At 36.1% G+C, this 17,432-nt stretch carries 12 protein-coding genes; 2 read left to right on the top strand and 10 right to left on the bottom strand.

Features of this window, described 5'->3' with window-relative positions; translation table 11 throughout:
* Positions 1-51 precede the first annotated feature (51 nt).
* Both F8153_RS08095 and F8153_RS08090 read right to left on the bottom strand, forming a co-directional pair.
* Positions 52-1,041 (bottom strand): YeiH family protein, encoded by a 990-nt coding sequence (locus tag F8153_RS08095; protein ID WP_151865851.1) that lies wholly within the window; start codon positions 1,039-1,041, stop codon positions 52-54.
* Positions 1,042-1,248: 207 nt separating this feature from the next.
* On the bottom strand, positions 1,249-3,216 hold the full coding sequence (locus F8153_RS08090; protein ID WP_151865850.1) for a beta-propeller domain-containing protein: 1,968 nt from the start codon (positions 3,214-3,216) through the stop codon (positions 1,249-1,251).
* Positions 3,217-3,653: 437 nt separating this feature from the next.
* On the opposite strand from F8153_RS08090, the gene F8153_RS08085 reads away from it, so the two are divergent.
* Positions 3,654-6,329 (top strand): PAS domain S-box protein, encoded by a 2,676-nt coding sequence (locus F8153_RS08085; protein WP_151865849.1) that lies wholly within the window; start codon positions 3,654-3,656, stop codon positions 6,327-6,329.
* Between the two features lie 108 nt (positions 6,330-6,437).
* Here the strand turns inward: F8153_RS08085 and F8153_RS08080 are convergent, their stop codons facing one another.
* The gene (locus tag F8153_RS08080; RefSeq protein ID WP_192929723.1) at positions 6,438-7,622 is read right to left on the bottom strand and encodes a sigma-54-dependent Fis family transcriptional regulator; all 1,185 of its coding nucleotides are present in this window, start codon (positions 7,620-7,622) and stop codon (positions 6,438-6,440) included.
* A gap of 257 nt (positions 7,623-7,879) precedes the next feature.
* Entirely contained in the window at positions 7,880-9,511 is a 1,632-nt protein-coding gene (locus F8153_RS08075) for a methyl-accepting chemotaxis protein (RefSeq protein WP_192929722.1), read from the bottom strand.
* 351 nt (positions 9,512-9,862) lie between these two features.
* Here F8153_RS08075 and F8153_RS08070 point away from each other — a divergent pair, with 351 nt between their 5' ends.
* Positions 9,863-10,060, top strand: coding sequence for a CsbD family protein (locus F8153_RS08070; protein WP_151865846.1), 198 nt, complete (start codon positions 9,863-9,865; stop codon positions 10,058-10,060).
* Between the two features lie 157 nt (positions 10,061-10,217).
* Here the strand turns inward: F8153_RS08070 and F8153_RS08065 are convergent, their stop codons facing one another.
* The 6 genes from F8153_RS08065 to F8153_RS08040 form a co-directional block, all read right to left on the bottom strand.
* Complete coding sequence (locus tag F8153_RS08065) at positions 10,218-12,296, bottom strand: methyl-accepting chemotaxis protein (RefSeq protein WP_151865845.1); 2,079 nt, start codon at positions 12,294-12,296, stop codon at positions 10,218-10,220.
* A gap of 269 nt (positions 12,297-12,565) precedes the next feature.
* A complete protein-coding gene (locus F8153_RS08060; protein ID WP_151865844.1) occupies positions 12,566-13,273 on the bottom strand; it encodes an ABC transporter ATP-binding protein in 708 nt (235 codons plus the stop codon).
* A 1-nt stretch (position 13,274) separates the two neighbouring features.
* Positions 13,275-14,042 (bottom strand): ABC transporter ATP-binding protein, encoded by a 768-nt coding sequence (locus F8153_RS08055; RefSeq protein ID WP_151865843.1) that lies wholly within the window; start codon positions 14,040-14,042, stop codon positions 13,275-13,277.
* Positions 13,984-15,093 (bottom strand): branched-chain amino acid ABC transporter permease, encoded by a 1,110-nt coding sequence (locus tag F8153_RS08050; protein ID WP_151865842.1) that lies wholly within the window; start codon positions 15,091-15,093, stop codon positions 13,984-13,986. The genes F8153_RS08055 and F8153_RS08050 overlap by 59 nt, the downstream gene beginning before the upstream one ends.
* A gap of 15 nt (positions 15,094-15,108) precedes the next feature.
* A complete protein-coding gene (locus F8153_RS08045) occupies positions 15,109-15,981 on the bottom strand; it encodes a branched-chain amino acid ABC transporter permease (protein ID WP_151865841.1) in 873 nt (290 codons plus the stop codon).
* A gap of 93 nt (positions 15,982-16,074) precedes the next feature.
* Entirely contained in the window at positions 16,075-17,208 is a 1,134-nt protein-coding gene (locus F8153_RS08040) for an ABC transporter substrate-binding protein (RefSeq protein ID WP_151865840.1), read from the bottom strand.
* Positions 17,209-17,432: the final 224 nt, after the last annotated feature.

Here is a 17,432-nt window from a genome sequence, read left to right as displayed (position 1 = left end):
TTTGGGGCTAAATACCTTCATTAATCAGCTAAAAGATCTATGGCTAGTCTTCTATGAAAAATTTAATATTCTGATTAAAACAAAGGCTACTATTGCAACTGTTAAACTACCGCAGAAGCCTAATATGATAGGCTTTATACCATTGGTCATTAGTTGTTTCAGGTTTGTGCTCAACCCTATGGCTGCCATGGCTGTAATGATAAAGAGCTTCCCTAAATCAACTAAGATTTTAGTAGCTTCTACAGATAATAAATTGGTGGTTGCAATAACAGATGTTGACAAAAATCCAAAAATAAACCAGGGCAGTATACTTACAAGGCTAATATTCGATCTTGTGGAACTGTTTTTTGCTGTGTAAACACCTAAAAACAAAGTAATTGGTAGAATCATCAAGGTTCGAGTCAGCTTTACAATTGTTGCTATCCGCAAGGCTTCAGGGCTCCAAACCTGAGCCGCTGCCACAACCGACGAGGTATCATTAATGGCCAATCCACTCCATATTCCAAAGGTTGTATCATTCATACCCAATATTCTACCTAAGGGTGGAAAAATGAAAACTGCTATAATATTGAAAAGAAAGATTGTAGATATCGAAGAAGCCACATCCTCTTCGTCAGCCATAATTACTGGAGCTGTAGCGGCAATGGCAGATCCACCGCAGATAGCCGTCCCTACTCCAACTAAGGTAGCTATTTTTTTCTCAACCCTTAAAGCCCTTGAAACTATTATGGCTATGGCAAATACCGAAGAAATTGTAAAGATCATCATAATTAATGATTGTCCACCCATTTTTATTACATTAAATAAGTTCATCTGAAAACCTAGAAGAATTATGGCATATTGTAGCATCTTCTTCGCGGAAAATTTTATACCCACCTTTAAGAAACTAGGAAGCTTAATTATCAGTGCTATTAGCATACCAATCAGGATCGCAAAAACTGGTCCTCCAATAATTGTAAAGGTTTTTCCTAAGTGCCACGATATTAAAGCAATCCCCAATGAAAGTGAATATCCTGGTAATAATTCTTTAATTTTATTCATGTTTTTCTCCTTTTAGTCATTTCCATCCAGATAATTAGATCTCTACAACCTACTGATGGTGTAAGTCATTTAATGATCTATTAATTATTATATCATCCTCTTACTCTCTATTCTAGCGGAAGCATAATAATGTGATGATATGAAGCTACATTAAAAAACAGACCCTAATTTAGAGCCTGTTCCCTCAATTATAAAATTAGTTTAAACTTAATATGCATGTATTGCCTTAATTTCAGACATATCCTCAAGGCTGGTGGCTTTAACCATTCCACCAGAAACTGTATAAAGAACATTATCTATTCTTACGATTCTTTCAAGGGTCTTATCACCATGATGGTAGTAGCTTCCTGCCTTCATGTAATCCTCCTTAGATAGGTGACTAATTTGTCCCCTTAGGGTAAAACCACTTTCCATATCAAGATTATAAACATAGGCTCCTTGAAACTCGAAATTTCCAACCCAGAAGTTATCCTCAGATTCTTCTTGACTGTATACTGTCACTGGGAAGGCCAATAGGTTTCTACCCTTATCAAATAGTAAAGCCTTATGATTATGAAGGAGTTCTGAATAGGTTCCCCTACCTCCGATTTCTACTTTAAACTTTTCTATTGGATTTGCTACATCACTTACATCAAATACAGCAATTTTCATTCCAGCCTCTACAAAGCCCTGTTTTGTTTCGTGAACCTCTTTCCCAAAGCCTATAATATGATTCTCATCATAGGGATGTAAATAATTTGAATAGCCTGGAATCTTTAAGTAGCCCAATATTTTGGGGTCAGTTGGCTCTTTAAGATCAATAACATAGAAGGGGTCCGTCTCCCTAAAGGTCACCATATAGGCTTTATCTCCCATAAATCTCATGGAGTAGATCCTCTCGGTGGGGGCAATGTCTTCAACCCTTCCCACTACCTTTAATTTATCATCAAGGACAAAGAGATGATTCTTAGAGGTGAATTCATCACTTCTCCAAATTTCTCCAGTGGTTGTGGCAATTCTAAAGTAGCCCCCTTTTTCGTCCATGGAAAATTGATTGAGAATTCTCCCCTTAACTGTTCCACTACCAGAGTAGGAGGTTTTTCCATCCTCCAGTTTAATTTTATGGATTTCAGTAATGGATTCATTTATACCATCTCTATCGCCAAAGGTTGCTTCTTGATATTGAGTATTGGCAATATATAAATTCTCTGTTGATACATAGATGCTATTACTTGCACCTATATAGGTTTCTAGATGTGGCTCCCTAGTTAAATCCCCTAAATCAATGGTAGAAACCGTCATATATTCGGGTGAGGAAAAACTAGGAAAATAGGATATATCCTCAACAGGAATACTCTCTAACTGCGAATCATCTGTTTTATAACAAGGTGTTTCCACAACAAGCTTTTCTTCATATTCATACCTACCGAAGAGGGTCATCCTAGTTATAGGCTTATAGGTATACATACTCTTATTGCTTACCATATAAAGGTTATCCTTTACCTTACGAGATGAAAAATAGTTGCCTTCAATTTCAAATTCCTTTAAAATATTGAAGTCTTTAGACTTTCTATCTATCACTACCACCTTGGTGAAGTCTTTATAGATATGGTGGGGGGGTAGGGGCTTAGATATTTTTGCATCTTGTTTTACTTCCCCATAATCCTCTTCCTTCATATTTACCTCTTTGCTTCCGATCACAATTAGCTGTTCCTCATGAAGGTATGCTTCAATAAAACGGAAACTATCCTCTAGCTCAATGGTTTTAATAAGCTTTAACTCTTCTGCAGGATATGCCTTATAAACCCTTAATTGATAATCCTTAAGATGATAAATATATTCTCCATCGGTTTTAATAATATCCCCTTCGTCAACACCGGCAACCTGAATATTAGTTTCAGAAAAGTCATCTGAACCCGATGCTGTTGGTTCTACCGACATTGGTGCCTCATACTCCACGGCTTCCTCTGTTGCAGTATCCTTAACTGCACTGTCAGTGAATAATCCATAGTTCACTTGATTTCTTTTTTCGTAGTCCTTTAGTAGATTCAGTAAATGAGCTTCGTTCTTCACCTTTGGAAGCTTTGTCATAGTGGTTCCTACAATTCTTCCAGTTAAAGTAGACTCTCCGACGAAGGCTGTCATTGCCATGATGATTAAAGTTACAACAGCGATCAAAGCAATTTTAAATTTCATAACCCTTCCTCCTCTTTTTTTAACATAGTTATTCTATTTACATGTTAGACGTAATCCTTTTAAGTTTGTTCCATGATTTGCTATGATTTTATTATTTTTACAGATATTTCATAATTAATACAGTGATTATTTCCGTAGTTAAGAAATGAATCTCCAGGCAAGGCACTTTGGGCTAGAGTTGATCTCTAGCCCTTTATATTTACCATAGTATACCATGATAAAAAGCTTATGCCATGCTCAAATTTTAGTTTAATATTATTATATAATTATACATAAAAAATGTTTAACATATACAAACTTAGGTTAAAAATTTCTACAAGTAAGATTAAATTTCAACTGCTGGAGATTAGTAATATTCAAGATTTTATAGGTTAATAAAAGGTTTTTATAAGATTTATGTAGAATTAAGAAAAAAAACTAGCTTGGAGGTGCTAATAATGACAAATAATTACAATGCCCACCCTTTAGAAATATTTGATGATGCCCTCATGGGAGTTTTCCGAAGCACCATCGATGGAAAGTTTTTATATGTTAATAAAGCCTTTTCTTCAATATTAAAATACCCCTCCCCTCAAGACCTTATAGACACTATTGATAATATAGGAAATCAGCTGTATACTAAAAATCATGATAGAGATAAGCTTGTGCAGCAAATTAGAACTGAAGAGAAGCTAATAAACTACGAAATCCAATACTATTGTAGGGATGGTAGTATAAAAACTGCCCTCCTGAATATGCAAATTAAAAGGGATACAGAGGGTAAGGAGCTGTGTCTCGAAGGCTTCATCAGTGATATTACTGCCTTAAAGGAAAAGGAAGCAAGGTTTAAGGAAAAGGATGAGGCACTTCAAAGGTTGAATGCTGAATTAGAGGCCACCCTTAGACAATTATCTGCTAGCCAAAAGAAGTTAAGAGATAATTATAATCAGCTAAAGGAGAAAGAGGCTGCTCTATTGGAGAGTGAAGCCCGATGGGTTTTTGCCTTAGAAGGTAGCGGAGATGGTGTATGGGATTGGAATATTGAAACCAATAGCTTTTATCGTTCTAAGCAATATAAAGCCATGAGAGGATTTAGGGAAGATGAAATAAGGGATTCCTATGAAGATTGGATTAATTTTGTTCATCCTGAGGATAGGCAGTGGGTAGAGGCTGAGCTCAACAAGTACGTTAATGACCAAATCCCCTCTTATGTAGTTGAGTATAGAATTCGTCATAAAAATGGAAATTATATATGGATTCAGGAAAGGGGTAAAGCCATTCTAAGGTCAGCAAGTGGCCGTGCCATTAGGATGGTTGGCACCCATAGAAATGTAACTCAAGAAAAAAAATACCAAGAGGCTCTCTTATATCAAAAAAGACTCTTTGAATGCTTGTTTAATAACTCGCCAGATGCCATTGTCCATTTTGATAAAAATGAGATAATTGTTGGGGCTAATTCTCAGTTTTTAAAACTATTTGATTATTCCTTTGAAGAAATAAAGGGGCAAAATATTAATAATGTCATAGACTTCCCTGAAAATAAAAATGGTCATCTTACTTTTGCTGGATTAGCAGAGGGTGATCATCAGTTTCAAGATACTGTAAGATATGATAAAAATGGAAATCCCATAAAGGTCTTTGTCAGAGGCCTCCCAGTTCTGATTAATAATAAAATTGTTGGAGGCTATGGAGTTTATACAGATGTAAGGGCCATGAAGGATGCGGAGGAAAAAATTAAGGAACAGCAAAAGATTTTAGAATCCCACTTTAAGTATTCCCCGGATGCTGTTGTTCGTCTCGATTTGAATTTCGAAATTCAGGAGATCAATAGGAAATTTACTGATTTATTTGGTTATACTTCCGAGGAATCCATTGGAAGAAATATTGATGATTTAATTGTAAGTGAAAAATATAAAGAAGAGTGTAGAATGATTAATAACTTGGTTTTAGAGAACAATCAGTTGGAAATTGACACCAAAAGAAGAAGAAAGGATGGAGCCCTAGTTGATGTATGTATTCGAGGAGGCCCTACCATTGTTGATGGTAAAATCATTGGTTTACATGGTATCTACACAGACATAACTGAAAGGAAAGTGGCAGAAGCAAGGGTAAATTTTCTAAGCTATCATGACAATCTTACGGGTTTATATAATAGAGCTTTTTTTGAAGAGGAATTGAAAAGACTGGATACCCAAAGAAAGTACCCCCTTTCTATTATCATTGGGGATGTTAATGGACTAAAGCTAACAAATGATGTTTTTGGTCATCTTGTAGGTGATAAAATTCTAACCAAAACTGCAGAAATTATGCAACAAGCCTGTCGCAGAGAGGAAATTGTGTGTAGATGGGGAGGAGATGAATTTGCAATCCTTCTACCTAATACAGACAAAGAAGCCACCAAGGAAGTTTGTCAAAGGATATACTCTCTTAGTCAGAAATCAACCGATACACCCATTAGCATTAGCATTTCTTTAGGTTATGCTGTGAAAACCCACACAAATCAATCTATGACTGATATTATTAAAGAAGCAGAGGAACAGATGTATAGAAACAAGCTAATTGAGAGTAAAAGCACTAGGAGTCATATTATCAACTCCCTCCAACAATCCTTACATGAGCATAGTCATGAAACAGAAGAGCACACTCAACGAATGAAGGCAATGAGTATTAAGCTAGGTGAAGGTCTACAGCTTGATAATGATAAGCTGAACGAATTAAGCTTGCTAGCCATCCTACATGATATAGGTAAGATCGCCATATCAGATACAATTCTCCAGAACCCTGGAAGGCTGTCACCGGATGATTGGGAGAAAATGAAAAGACACTCAGAGATCGGCTATAGAATAGCTGAAACCTCTCCTGAGTTGGTTCATATAGCTAAATACATACTATTCCATCATGAAAGATGGGATGGCACTGGTTATCCCCATGGCTTAAAGGGTGATGAGATTCCCCTTTTATCTCGGATCATTTCAGTGGTTGATGCCTATGATGTAATGACCCATGCTAGAGTTTATAACAAGGCCATTTCCCACCAAGAAGCCCTTGAAGAAATTAAGAGATGTGCAGGAAGTCAATTTGATCCATTGGTTGCAAATAGATTTATAGAGATTTTCTCAGATTATGAGAAGTAATTATTCATAAAATTGTGGGACAGGTTTATTGCTAATCAATAACCTGTCCCTTTTATCTATTTAGCAGTAAGCTTTAGAGCCAGCTTTATTGCTTGCATCATGCTTTCTTCATTTGCAGTACCAAGCCACGCCTTTCCAAAGGTTCCCTGGTATAGCAGCACAATTTATGGCCACAAAGGGGTTGTTCCTTCTTCGGCTATAGTTATGAATGGCTTGAGCAAATACTTCCTTTCCAGTTCCACTTTCACCACACAATAAAATAGTAGAGTCTGTTTCAGCATATTTCTTAGATAATTCAATGGCTTTCTTAATAATTTTACTCTCACCTATTATATGATCAAAGGTTCGTTTGGCAGTCAAGCCCTTCTTATGCAGCTCTTTACGTATTCTTTGCTCTACCTCTTGTATCCTTGTTATGTCTTGAAAGGTGACAACAACTCCCCTCACCTCACCCTCAACAATAATTGGAACTCTATTAGTAGCTATTACAGATTTTCCAGTATGCTGAATATAACCCAGCTCAGACTTGCCAGATTTCAATACATTGGGTATTCTTGTATTGGGTATAACATCGGAGGCTTTCTTATACATCACCTTTTCTCTAGGTATTTCAAATATTTTTTCAGCAACTGGATTATATAGAATAACCTCTTCATTTTTATTTACTGCTATAATCCCTTCCTCAATAAAATTAACGATGGTTTTATATCTCTGCTTTTTCTCACTTTCCTTTTCAATAGCTTCATATAGCTTTTGGGCTTCTTCATAAGCATTTATAAAGGCTTCTTTGCCAGATTTGATCAACTCGTATTCCATCCCCATACTATAGGCTGTTCTAACAGATACAGTATCGCCAATAATAACATCTATACCTATGTCATAGGCTAACTGTACCTTTTCAACAACCTCATGCTCAACATCTACTGGAAAATATTCTACCGTAAATCCTAGTATATTAGCTATAACCCTTGCTCCACTAATTACATTGTCATATCCAATAACAGCGACTTTTTTTTGTGTGTATTTATATTTATTTAGAACCCGAAGAAGATCATAGCCAGTTACCTTAATTTCTACTACAGGGATGTCTACCTGTTCCTGTATGACCTTTGCAGTTCCCCCTCTGCTTATGACGATTTTTTTACCATCCTTCTTGGCTTTAATTGCGCTATCCACACCTAGCTGCAAGTCACCTACATAGGTATCTAAATATATACCCTTTTCCCCCATTACTTCTTCTGCAATTTTTTTTAAATCTTCATATGGAGCTATAAAGGCAATTCTATCATACATCTTAATCCCCCAATTCATCCTCACCTTTTTTTACTTCCCCATACTATTTCTATAAAGGTAATCGTCAGTGCTGATATAATATGGATAGGATATGCCTATTTCCACTTAGTTAAGGTAGTACTCATTAATAGATAGGACTTCGTTTCATATTTGCTTTTATAATCTGTACTTTCTATTTAAAGCTTGCAATTCCTCTTTAACTTAAAAAGTTTTTTGAATTATTATTATCTGTTATTCATCTAATGGTAGAGCTCTTCTTATGTTAGCTTAAACTGTAAAACACCCTGCTGCATTTCTGATGCAAGAGTCGACAGCAGCTCCGCTGAGCTTGCTATTTCCTCCATTGATGCAGATTGTTCCTCGATGGCTGCTGAAGCCTGTTGGGTACCAGCAGCATTTTGCTGTGCTATAGCCGATAAGCTTTCCATAAGAATGGCTAACTGATTTCTTATTTCGTTCATGTTGTTTACTGAGGATAAAGATTTATCTACAGTTGCGCTAACCCTTAATACTTCGTCGGCTATATTGCTAAACTTTCTTTCTGTGTCGTCCACACGAAGGGTTTGAAGCTTCATTACCTCCATTACCTTTTCCATGATATCAACAGATTTCTTTGAGTTGCCCTGTAGGTCTACCAGCATTATGTCAATTTCCTTGGCTGAGTTGGTAGATTGCTCAGCCAGCTTTCTAATTTCCTCTGCCACAACAGCAAAGCCCTTACCAGCCTCACCTGCCCGTGCAGCCTCAATTGCTGCATTTAACGCCAAAAGATTTGTTTGCCCAGCAATGCTTTCTATTAATTTGCTAGCCTCACTTATTTTTAAAGCACTTGAATCCGTAGCAATGGTTGTTTCATAAATGGTTCCAATTGACGAGCTACTTTCTTTCACTATATCAGTTAAGCTTTTGACAATATCTAAGCCCTCATCCTTATGTTGGTTTAGATTGTCCACCGCCTGTTGCAGTCTAAACATATCCTGAATATCCTCTTCAATAATTCTACTAAGCTCGTGGGTTTTCATCGCTCCATTTTCTGTCTCCATCGCTTGGTGATTTGAGCTCTTAGCTACCTCATCAATTGTTGTTGCCATTTCATCAGCTGCAACAGATGATTGCTGAGTGGTAGCTGTCAGTTCTTCAGAAGATGCTGCCAACCTTTGAGCAGAGTCAGCTATATCCTTTATTAATGTAACTAGGTTCTTTTGCATAACTCCTAAAGCCCTAGATATAGTACCTAATTCATCTTTATTTTTCATATACCTTGTGGCCTCTTGACTATCCACCGAAAGATCATATTGTGAAAATTTTTCTATAGTCTTTGACAAATTTGATATAGGAATACCAATTTTTCTATTAAGGATCATAGCAATGATTATAACACTGATGATAGCTGAAATAATCAGGCCAAAATTAATTATTTGAGCTGCATTTTGAAGATTTTCGATTTCCTTTTGAAGTATTACCGTTTTGCTCGCTTGAGCCTTTTGTAGCTCCTTTAGGAAATATTGCACCTGCTCTACTGCAGGAATGGTATCCCTTTTAAAAATTGCTTCTGCTTCCTTAGTTCTATTTGCCTTAAAGAGATTTATTAACTCATGACCGCTTTCATGAGCTTTAATGTGGGGTTCCTCTAATGCAAGATAAGCCTCTCTATTATAATCTTGTGCCTCATAGGAATAATACCATTCACCTAGATTACATTGGGTATGGTCTACAGTCTCTGGAATCTCTCCAGTGATAAACATTAGGCTAATATTGTTTAGCCACCTCAAGTGATCTACTTCCTTTTCAATTAGAAAGCTTATATCATCTTTAGCAACAATGATGGTATTGTTAAGCTTCTCAATCCTGTTGCTGTTCATAGCGGTTACCGTTAAAATAGTTAACATAATAAGCACTATTACCAAAAATGAACCTATTAGTTTTTTAAGAATTGACAATTTGAAAACCCCACTCTCTTTAAAATTAGTTGATGTTTGATGATGCTTTTTAAATATACCATCCTAATAGACCTCTCAAACAAAAACTAGTACCAGAGTCTGGTTAACTCTGTGTAAAATCCTTACCCACTGATCTATTTATGAGTTATTAAAGATGTAGTCACTGAGCTTCTACTTATTGCTAATACAGTATCATTGCTCAAGATTAATGTGCAAAGCAGTTCCAAAATCAATCCTGTTTTTTTTGGTTCCTTTAGGGTATATATTTTATATAAAATCACAAAGGAGGAGAAACAAGTTATGGTTAAGAATGTATTCAAGGGAAAATGGAATCAGCTCAAGGGTACAATCAAAGAGACCTGGGGAAAGCTAGATGATGATGTAATCATGGAGATTGACGGAAACTACGATGTATTAATTGGAAAGCTTCAAGAGTTATATGGAGTAACGAAGGAAGAAGCTGAATCTGAAGTCGCAGAGTTTCTTAAAAAAGCTTAATTTTCTTATTGTCAGCAAAAGCTGTTGGTTAGCTACCAAGCAGCTTTTTGGTTCCTCTAGAATAAAAGATAGGCCTTCAATATGAAAGCCTATCCTTTTAAATATCTTCTTTATATTGTTTATAAACAAAATAATATAATTTAGGTTAAATATTATTCTATATTTTAAATTTCATAATTATGGACTGCATATTCTGAGCTAGTTCAGATAAGGTTTCACTTGAGCTAGATATTTCTTCAATAGCAGCAGCTTGCTCTTCCATGGATGCTGATACCTCTTGGGTTGAGGCAGAATTTTCTTCAGCGATAGCAGCAAGATTTTGCAATGTATCTAGAATTTCCTCCTTCACCTTTTCCATTTCTTTCCCTGACATGTTCAAATCTTCTACCGCTCTTTGTGCTTCCATTATTGCTTCACTAATGGTTAAATATTTTGTTTTGCTCACATTAACACTTTCAGTTTGCTTGTTTAATATTACTGCTACCTTTTCCATAATATTAACCGCAGCATTTGAGTTGCTTTGTAATTCTTGAACAACTTCATCAATTGTTTGTGTGGATGAGGTAGATTGCTCAGCTAATTTCCTTATTTCTTCTGCTACCACTGCAAATCCTCTGCCTGCTTCACCTGCTCTTGCAGCTTCAATTGCTGCATTTAATGCCAATAGATTGGTTTGTTCTGCAATAGAGGCTATAACACTACTTGCTTCTCCAATTTTATTAGCACTTTCATTGGTTTTAATAATTCCATCGTGGACCTTCTTAGTTTCTCTATTACTTTCCTCTGAAATTCTGGTGAGATTCTCGATTTCAATTAACCCCTCAGAAACAACGTCACTAACCCTTTGGGATGACTTAGTAAGGTTCTTTATGTAACTCTGATCCTTTTCAATAGTTTCTCCCAATTGAACAGCCTTTAAGGATCCTTCCTCGGTATTTCTTGCTTGATCTGAAGCACCCCTTGCAATCTCCTCTACTGTTCTAGCTACTTCTTCTGTAGCCATAGAAGACTGTTGGGTGGTAGCTGTTAACTCCTCCGAGGATGCTGCTACCTGTTCTGAAGATACTCTGATCTCGCTGACAATAACCTTAAGGCTACCAACAATTGATTTTAGTGCCTTAGACAAGTCTCCTATCTCATCTTTTCTATTTACTAATTTTTCTGGTATATCATTACTAATATCTAAGTTAGCAATTACTTTTGATTGTTCTACTACAGCTTTTATTGGTTTACTAATTGTAGTGGCAAAATATATTGCGCTAAGAAGTCCAAGCACTCCTGCAATTCCAACCATTATGAAAATGATGTTTTTCATATTATCAAGTGTGCTCAATGCTTCAGTCTCATCTACCTCAATAATTAATGCAGCATAGGTATCACCCATTTTAACAATTCCAGCACTTCCTAAAACTTTATTACCGGAATAATTTATATAGGTATCAGTAAACTCAAATTCATAATCTTGCTTAATTAAAGCATCGGATAACATTTTTGTAGCTTCTGTGTCAATTACTATTTCCAATGCAGCATTTTCTACATAATCTCCTTGTTTTGTATTAGTAAGTAGTAAGCCCTCTTCATTTATTAGATAACTATTTCCACTCTCTCCTACCCTTTCAATTCCCGTATGTACAATTTGATCCATTACATCCTGATGTAATAAAATATTTAATGTACCAACTACAGTACCCGATTTGCCATTCTCATAAACTGGTGTTGATAGAGTAATTGTATTATCTTTAATGTACTCTGAATAGGAAATTGGGGACCAATTTTGAACCCCGGATAATCCCTTTTGTATATATTCATTCTCAGATAGGTTCTTGCCTTCTAAAGAAAACTTATACTCGGAGGCTATTATTACATTACCTTTTTGATCTGTTACATATATATCTAAAAATCCATATTCCTTAACACTGGTATTTAATAATTTATTTAAGCTCAGGGCATGTTTTTTCCATTCTATAGATTGTAGTCCTTGTTCAGCAACTATTCCTAGTCCTTCATATACATCAGGAACACTACTCAAAACCAAACCATCTTCAGCCCGTTGACTATAATAATTCGAAATCTCCTCTCCTTTTAAAGCAAAGTACAAGCTGTTTTCGCTTAATATTCCATTACTGATTTCTTCAGCTGTCCTACCCTGTAAGAAAAAGCTCAAAACCAGCATGGGTATTAAACCAGTTACAACAAACATTACAATAAGCTTTTTACTCATTCTTAGATTTTTCATAATGACTGTTCCCCCACTATTCTTGTAATATTTTTCTAACATGTAAAAGTTATCTAATAATTTCAATTTTATATGATTTGAATCTAAACTACCTTTTTCCACAAACAGCCCTAATATTCCTGCCTGCAAAAAATTATTTTCTTGAATATTCGACAAAAAAATCCCTTCTCTTATTTATGGTTGTAGCAAAAAAGACCTCCAAAGAATTATTTATTCTCTGAAAGTCTTGATATCACTGGCGGGCTCTGAGGGACTCGAAGCCTTTTGTTTTACTCTTCTCCTAAATACGCCTTTCGCACTCTATCATCCTTCAATAATGATTTTGCTTCCCCTGAAAAAGCGATCTCTCCTGTTTCAATTACATAGCCCACATCGGCCAACTGAAGGGCTATATTAGCATTTTGTTCTACCAGTAATACGGTTAACCCATTATCGTTTAAATACTTAATACATTCAAATATCTCCTCCACAATAATGGGTGCTAACCCCATGGAGGGTTCATCAAGCATGAGTAGCCTTGGCTTAGACATTATAGCTCTACCTATAGCTAGCATTTGCTGCTCACCACCACTTAGGGTTCCCCCCATTTGTCTACGCCTTTCCTTTAGTCTTGGAAATATTTTATATACATATTCTAAATCTTCATCAATTACTTGCTTATCTCTTCTTAAGTAAGCACCCATCATGAGATTTTCTTCAACATTTAGTTCTACAAAAATCCTTCTTCCTTCGGGTACTTGAACCACCCCTTGTCCTACTATTTTTTCAGATGGAATCTTTAACAGGTTTTGATTCTTGAATTTTATAGTACCTTCCTTTGGTGTTACCAGACCAGATATAGTTCTTAATGTAGTTGTTTTCCCTGCACCATTACCACCAATCAATGTTACTATTTTACCTTCTTCAATGTCAAAGGATATTCCCCTTAGGGCATGAATACCTCCATAGTAGACGTCTAGCTCTTTAACATGTAACATACTAGGCTGCCCCTCCTTTTCCAAGGTAAGCTTCTATTACCCTTTCATTATGCTGAATTTCTTGTGGAAGACCCTCTGCTATTTTATTACCATAATCTAAAACTACTATTCTATCTGATATCCCCATTACCAGCTTCATATCATGCTCTATAACTAAAATGGTAAAGCCTTTGTCCCTAATCTTTCTAATGATTCCCTGCATCTCCTTCTTTTCACCTGTATTCATACCCGCTGCAGGCTCATCAAGTAACAGTAATTTAGGCTCAGTAGCTAGAGCCCTTGCTATTTCCACCCTTCTTTGATAACCATAGGGAAGACTTACTGCTATTTCATCCTTAATTTTCTTTAAGTCCAAAAAGTCCAATATTTCTAAGGATTTTTCCATAACCCTATCTTCTTCTTTCCTTGCGTTAGGTAGCTTAAAAATAGCACTAAATAGGTCTGCCTTTGTTCTACAGTATTGACCAGCCATTACATTTTCAAGTACTGTCATACTACTGAATAGTCTAATATTTTGAAAGGTTCTTCCGATACCTAACTTCGTTATTTCATAGGGTTTTGATTTTTTAAGAAACTGATCTAAAAACTTAATTTCTCCTTTTGTTGGCTCATATATGCCTGTTATTAAGTTGAAAAAAGTTGTTTTTCCAGCACCATTTGGCCCAATTAAGCTGACAATTTCTCCTTCTTCTATGTGAAAGTCCACATCATTAACTGCCACTAAGCCCCCGAAGGCCTTTGTTACGTTTTTTGTTTCCAGAATTCTCACTTTTTGCACCTCCCTTTAAGCTTGCCATACTAAGCATTCCCTGTGGTCTTATGATCATCATTAGTATCAGCAATATACCATAAATTGCATATCTATAAGTAGCTATGTCCCTAAGGGCCTCTGGTATTATAGTTAATACTGTAGCTCCCAATATAACTCCAGGTATACTACCAACTCCACCTAGAACAACCATACATAATATTAATACTGACTCCATGTAATTAAAATTGTCGGGATTAACATAATGGATATATGTAGCAAAGAAGCTGCCAGCTATACCTGCAAAGGCTGCTCCTAAAACAAAAGCTAATATCTTTAGATATGTGGATTTTATTCCCATTGCCTCTGCTGCTATCTCATCATCCCTTACTGCTATTAGCCCTCTACCTAATCTTGAATTTAATAGGCGATAGGATACAAAAATAGTGAACATAACTAATACAAGAATCAAATAGTAGTATCTTAAATTAGTGTTTATCATAAATCCAAAGATTTTGGGAAAGGGTATACCTGGTATACCTGCCGGACCCCTTGTTAAATTAGTCCAGTTAATTAGTACCAGCCTTAATATTTCTCCAAAGCCAATGGTTGTTATTGCTAAATAATCTCCCTTTAATCTAAGGGTAGGAATTCCTAGGAGTAGTCCAAAGAGTGCAGCTATTAATGCACTGGTAGGTAGGGCTATCCAAAATGAAATTTGAAAGTTAACAGTAAGTAATGCTGTTACATATGCACCTATTGCATAAAAGGCTGAGTGGCCTATTGATAGTTGTCCTGCAAAACCCAATACAATGTTTAAGCTTAAGGCAAGAACTATATATAATAAGACTATAATGCTGGTTCTTAGTACATAGGGCTGGTTTATAAACACAATGGGCCATATTGCCACCATTAAGGCTATTCCAATATTAATAAATCTTTTTGTTTTCTTGTCTATACTGGATATATATCTAGCTACGAAGTCGAAGGCTTTGGATAAAATCTTTATCAAACCAAATAGTATAGCAGTAGCTAGAACAAGATTGAATAATACTCTAGATAGGTTAGCCATTCTTATCTCACTCCTTTAGACCTTCTCTTTTACTGATTTACCTAAAATGCCTGATGGCTTTACAAGAAGTATGAATATCAATATTATAAAAGCAATTGCATCTCTATAACCGGATGAAATGTATGCTGCTCCTAAACTTTCAGATACCCCCATTATAAGTCCACCTAGCATTGCTCCAGGTATGTTCCCTATTCCGCCAATTACTGCTGAAACAAAGGCCTTAAGTCCAGCTGTAAATCCCATCATGGGATAGGCTGCCTTATAGTACATCCCTACCAAAACACCCGCAGCTGCTCCTAGGGATGACCCTATCATAAATGTAAAATAAACAACTCTGTTGGTATTGATTCCCATTAGTTTGGCTGCCTCCATATCTTGGGAGGTACATCTCATAGCTCTACCAAGCTTGGTATACTTAACGATATAAGTTAGTATTAACACCAGAGCTATAGAAACGCCTAGTATGATTAACTGAAGGGTTGTTGCTTTAAAGCCAAATATACTATAGGTTTTATTCTCAATCAGAGTTGGGAAGGATTGGGTTTCTGGACCCCAAACCAACATTGCAAAGTTCTCTAGAAAAATTGCCGCACCAATGGCACAAAGCAAAAGATTAATTCTAGGAGCCTTAAAAACTGGACTGTATGCAAATTTAGCAAGCAAAACTCCTACTATTGAAGCTCCTATCATCCCCAACAAAAAGGATGGAATCAGGGGTAACCCTAAAACAGTTAGTCCCGTAAGAGCAAAAAAAGCTCCCATCATGTAAATATCTCCATGAACAAAGTTTATGAGCCTAATTATTCCATATACCATTGTAAATCCTATTGCAGTAAGGGCATAAATACTACCTAAAGCTATACCATTGCTTAGCTGCTCCATAAACATATCTATAACACCCTCTTTCATATTTGTATAACTTTATAGGCGATCATTATATGATTAGAGGGGATAAAATCCCCTCTATTTAAGCTTATGCTTTTATGGCTGTATGTCGGCTGGTACTATTTTACCATCCTTAACAGTTAGTATAATAATACCTCTAGTAACATCATTACCTTCAAAGGCAATTGGTCCTGCAACTCCCGGGAAGTCCTTGACATTATCTAGGTATTTCTTAATGCCTTCTCTAGTAGCACCGCCTTGTGACATGGCTTCTAGCAATAGTTTGGCTGAGTCATAAGCTAAGGCCGCATATGTGTCTGGTTCTTTATTATACTTTACTCTGAATGCCTCAACAAATTCCTTTGTACCTGGATACTCTACTTCAGGATGGAAGAAGCCTGCAAATTTAATTCCTTCAACTGCATCTCCTCCTAGTTTTACAAGTTCTTCAGAGCTTATACCATCAGTTCCTAGCATTGGCACATCTATCCCTGAAGATTGGGCTTGTTGAGCTATTAATGCTGTTTCAACATAATATCCAGGTATAAATATTAGATCAGGGTTCTTAGATTTTATTTTTGTAAGCTGCGGGCTAAAGTCTTTAGATTGTCCTTCAAAATATGTCTCTGTAGCAACGATCTCTCCACCTAGTTCCGTAAAGGTAGCTGTAAAATCTTCCTTTAGTCCTGTTCCAAAATCATTTGCAGTAAATAATATAGCTGCTTTTCTTTTGCCCATTACTTCATAGGCATATTTTGCTAGATGTTGAGCTTGTGTTGTATCGGTTAAGGATATTCTAAATATATGGGGTGTTGTACCATCAGTTATAGCCTTGTTAACTGAATCGGTTATAACCGGTATTCCTGCACTCTCATATATTCCTCTTGCAGCTAAGGTACATGAACTATTCCAGTGGCCTATAACAGCAAGAACTTTTTTATCAGAAGAGAACTTCTGGGCTACGTTTGGTGCTTCCTTTGGGTTTCCAGTATCATCACCAACAAGTAATTTTACTTGTTTTCCATCAATTCCTCCATTTTTATTAACTTCCTCTAATGCAAGCTCTATTGCCTTAACCTTCATGTCTCCAAATTGAGCTGAGTCTCCAGTCATTGGGTTAGCACTTGCTATGTATATCTCTGATGATTCACTTGATGATGTAGCACTGCATCCTGTTACTAGAGTAACTAATAAAGCCATCATGATAGCTATTACAATAATCTTTTTCATTTTATAACCTCCCTGTTTTTGTAAACGTTTTCCCTCAGTTGAAAGCTTAAGCTTTGAAAATTAGCAATTATATGTGGATTGACACCTCCTACAATATTTATTTCCGTGATTAACAGTATTCCAAGTTTCATGCCAAGCTTTATAAAATAAAAAGAAATTTTTTAAATCCTGTTTTTCCAAGGCTTCTATAAGTTTCATAGCGATTCTATTTTAATTGATTCTTT

Origin of the sequence: Alkaliphilus serpentinus, assembly GCF_009017255.1 — a bacterium.
Lineage (GTDB): Bacteria > Bacillota > Clostridia > Peptostreptococcales > Natronincolaceae > Alkaliphilus_D > Alkaliphilus_D serpentinus.
This window is presented reverse-complemented; position numbering and strand designations above follow the sequence as displayed.

Bases quoted from the DNA above. Each gene is read 5' to 3' on its own strand.
- F8153_RS08050 (WP_151865842.1), bottom strand. From the start codon at position 15,093: ATGGCTAACCTATCTAGAGTATTATTCAATCTTGTTCTAGCTACTGCT.
- F8153_RS08090 (WP_151865850.1), bottom strand. From the start codon at position 3,216: ATGAAATTTAAAATTGCTTTGATCGCTGTTGTAACTTTAATCATCATG.
- F8153_RS08060 (WP_151865844.1), bottom strand. From the start codon at position 13,273: ATGTTACATGTTAAAGAGCTAGACGTCTACTATGGAGGTATTCATGCC.
- F8153_RS08070 (WP_151865846.1), top strand. From the start codon at position 9,863: ATGGTTAAGAATGTATTCAAGGGAAAATGGAATCAGCTCAAGGGTACA.
- F8153_RS08095 (WP_151865851.1), bottom strand. From the start codon at position 1,041: ATGAATAAAATTAAAGAATTATTACCAGGATATTCACTTTCATTGGGG.
- F8153_RS08065 (WP_151865845.1), bottom strand. From the start codon at position 12,296: ATGAAAAATCTAAGAATGAGTAAAAAGCTTATTGTAATGTTTGTTGTA.
- F8153_RS08045 (WP_151865841.1), bottom strand. From the start codon at position 15,981: ATGTTTATGGAGCAGCTAAGCAATGGTATAGCTTTAGGTAGTATTTAT.
- F8153_RS08075 (WP_192929722.1), bottom strand. From the start codon at position 9,511: ATGTTAACTATTTTAACGGTAACCGCTATGAACAGCAACAGGATTGAG.
- F8153_RS08040 (WP_151865840.1), bottom strand. From the start codon at position 17,208: ATGAAAAAGATTATTGTAATAGCTATCATGATGGCTTTATTAGTTACT.
- F8153_RS08080 (WP_192929723.1), bottom strand. From the start codon at position 7,622: ATGTATGATAGAATTGCCTTTATAGCTCCATATGAAGATTTAAAAAAA.
- F8153_RS08085 (WP_151865849.1), top strand. From the start codon at position 3,654: ATGACAAATAATTACAATGCCCACCCTTTAGAAATATTTGATGATGCC.